Below are 1825 nucleotides of genomic sequence, written 5' to 3'. Positions count from 1 at the left end.
GCTCGGTCCAGTCCTCGCCGCTGCGGCTGCCGACCATGCGCGGCGCCGCGGCGTCGCCCGTCAGGTGGACCGACTCGCGGGGGATGCCCATGCCGACCTCGGCCTCCGGGCAGACCGGCACCAGCTCCAGCCAGCGGCCCAACTCGTCGGTGAGGTAGCGGTCGTGCTTGTGGCCGGCGTCGAAGCGCACCTTCCGGCCCAGCAGGCAGGAGCTGACGCCGACGCGGATCCTGTCGTGATCGTGCTCCGTCACGAGGCGCCTCCCGGATAGAGTTCATCGAGCACGCGCCGGCGGTGCGCGAAGATGGCCCGCAGCTGCCGGTGGATCGCCAGGCCGTGCACGAGCTCGCCCAGCGGCCCGAAAGGCAGCCCGTAGCGCACGTGGTCGCCGATCAGCGTGCCCCCGTCGCGTTCGGCGAAGGTGTGGGTGTGGTGCCAGAAGCTGTAGGGCCCGGCGAGTTGCTCGTCCACGAACAGGGCGGGCGGCTCGTAGCGGGTGATCAGCGTGCGCCAGCGCGTCGGCAGCGGGCCCAGCCGCACGACGTAGTCGATGAGCGCCCCCTCCTTCATGGCGATCGGCGAGGGGGTCAGGATGCGGAAGCCGAGCCAGGGAGGGGTGATGCGCGCCAGGTTCTCCGGCTCGGCGAAGAAGCCGAAGACCTCCGCGCGCGGCCGCGGCACGAATTGCTCGGTGACGATCTCGTGGACGCGCATGCGGTTGCCTCCCGGTCAGATCCGCAGGATCGCACGGCCGGGGCCGGCGGCCTAGTTCGCAATTCGGGCTGGCCCGCGCGGGGGCGGACCGTCTATGCTGGCCGGGTCGCCGCCCCGCGCGGGCGGCGGGGGAGGTCGTCATGCTGCGCGCCGCCGCCGGTCTCGTCCTGGGGTACCTCGTTCTGGCGGGTATGGTCGTCATTCTGATGAGTCTGGCCTGGCTGGCGACCGGCCCCGGGTTCGCCTTCCGCGAGGGATCGCTGGACACCTCGACGGGCTGGTCGCTGCTGAGCGTCGTGATCGGCCTGGTCTGCGCCGGGTTCGGCGGGCGTGTCGCCGCGCGGTTCTCGCCGCACGCGGTGCCGCTCCTGGCGGGCGTCGTGCTCGTGCTCGGCGGGCTGTCGGCCTTCGGACCGGCGCCGGTGCGCCCGCCGCTCGAGAAGCCGATCGCCGAGCTGGGCGTGTTCGAGGCCGCCTCCTACGCCGTCCAGCCGGCCTGGTATCGCTACGCGATCCCCCTGGTCGGGGCGGCCGGCGTCCTGCTCGGCGGGGCCTGGCGCCGGACCCGGCACAATCCGGCCGATTCCTGACCGACATTCGCGTCCTGCATCCCCCGTCCCGGGCCTCCCAGGGGGCGCCTCCCCGCGCCCCCCGCCCCCCCCGCGGCACGATCGGGAAGCATGGGGAACGACCCTCCCTCCCGGGGAACGCCGCCGCGGCCGCACCGGCCGGCGCATTTTTCCCCGCCGATCCGTCATTCCGGCTGAAATCTTGCATGTCCTCCTCGTCCCGCAGCGCGGGCATCGGCGACTTGCGACGAGGAGGTATCCATGAGGAAATGGACAACGACCCTGACGGTCCTGCTGGTCTGCCTGACCGCCGCCACGGCGATCGCCGGGCAGGAGAGCAAGGACCAGCGTCTCGACCTGAAGAGCTTCCTGGACATGAACCGCACGCACGGGCCGGCGTATTCCAGCCGCTCGCCCCTGCTCGGCAGCCGTTCGCTGTTCGAGGGCTTCGAGGACGGCGTGATCCCCGCCGGCTGGACGGCCGGCGTCACCAACCCGTCCCGCACCTGGAGCGTCAGCGGCGCGACCTCGACCGGCGCGCT

General features: G+C 72.7%; 4 protein-coding genes. 2 read left to right on the top strand and 2 right to left on the bottom strand.

The features are described 5' to 3' along the window. Positions 1 to 253, bottom strand: a 253-nt coding sequence (locus Q7W29_09105; protein MDO9171975.1) for a DUF523 domain-containing protein, incomplete at its 3' end; no start/stop codon positions are given. Beyond that, positions 250 to 714, bottom strand: a complete 465-nt coding sequence (locus Q7W29_09100) for an SRPBCC family protein (GenBank protein MDO9171974.1) — start codon at positions 712 to 714, stop codon at positions 250 to 252. The genes Q7W29_09100 and Q7W29_09105, both read right to left, overlap by 4 nt. A 140-nt stretch (positions 715 to 854) precedes the next feature. Here Q7W29_09100 and Q7W29_09095 point away from each other — a divergent pair, with 140 nt between their 5' ends. Both Q7W29_09095 and Q7W29_09090 read left to right on the top strand, forming a co-directional pair. After that, positions 855 to 1304: a hypothetical protein gene (locus Q7W29_09095; protein ID MDO9171973.1), complete on the top strand. Its 450-nt coding sequence runs from the start codon at positions 855 to 857 to the stop codon at positions 1302 to 1304. Positions 1305 to 1544: 240 nt separating this feature from the next. Then, on the top strand, positions 1545 to 1825 hold a 281-nt coding region (locus Q7W29_09090), incomplete at its 3' end, for a hypothetical protein (GenBank protein ID MDO9171972.1).

Source organism: bacterium, assembly GCA_030654305.1.
Lineage (GTDB): Bacteria > Krumholzibacteriota > Krumholzibacteriia > LZORAL124-64-63 > LZORAL124-64-63 > PNOJ01.
This window is presented reverse-complemented; position numbering and strand designations above follow the sequence as displayed.